This is a genomic window from Neisseria sp. P0008.S010, assembly GCF_051962715.1.
Lineage (GTDB): Bacteria > Pseudomonadota > Gammaproteobacteria > Burkholderiales > Neisseriaceae > Neisseria > Neisseria elongata.
The window spans coordinates 1-464 of the sequence record NZ_JBQCVA010000162.1 but is presented as its reverse complement, the minus strand read 5'-3'; the positions used below and the strand labels follow the sequence as shown (position 1 = coordinate 464).

The window sequence follows — 464 nt, the reverse complement described above, 5'->3', positions numbered from 1 at the left end:
ATGCGTACAGGCGTCATCGCCGCCCAGCAACAGCACAACCCAAACTGAGCCGTAGCCACTGTCTGTCCTGAATTCATTAGTAATAGTTACGCTGCGGCCTTTTACACATGACCTTCGTGAAAGCGGGTGGCAGGAGGTCGCGCTAACAACCTCCTGCCGTTTTGCCCGTGCATATCGGTCACGAACAAATCTGATTACTAAACACAGTAGCCTGGATTTGTTCTATCAGTAATCGACCTTATTCCTAATTAAATAGAGCAAATCCCCTTATTGGGGGTAAGACATGAAGATGCCAGAAAAACATGACCTGTTGGCCGCCATTCTCGCGGCAAAGGAACAAGGCATCGGGGCAATCCTTGCGTTTGCAATGGCGTACCTTCGCGGCAGATATAATGGCGGTGCGTTTACAAAAACAGTAATCGACGCAACGATGTGCGCCATTATCGCCTAGTTCATTCGTGACC

At 49.4% G+C, this 464-nt stretch carries 1 protein-coding gene; it reads left to right on the top strand.

Annotated elements, in window-relative coordinates; genetic code table 11:
* Positions 1 to 289: 289 nt before the first annotated feature.
* Entirely contained in the window at positions 290 to 451 is a 162-nt protein-coding gene (locus ACTHSL_RS13025) for a phage holin, lambda family (protein WP_206608672.1), read from the top strand.
* Positions 452 to 464 lie beyond the last annotated feature (13 nt).

What these genes read in the sequence shown, in the direction of transcription:
- ACTHSL_RS13025 (WP_206608672.1), top strand. Translation starts at nt 290, where the DNA reads ATGCCAGAAAAACATGACCTGTTGGCCGCCATTCTCGCGGCAAAGGAA.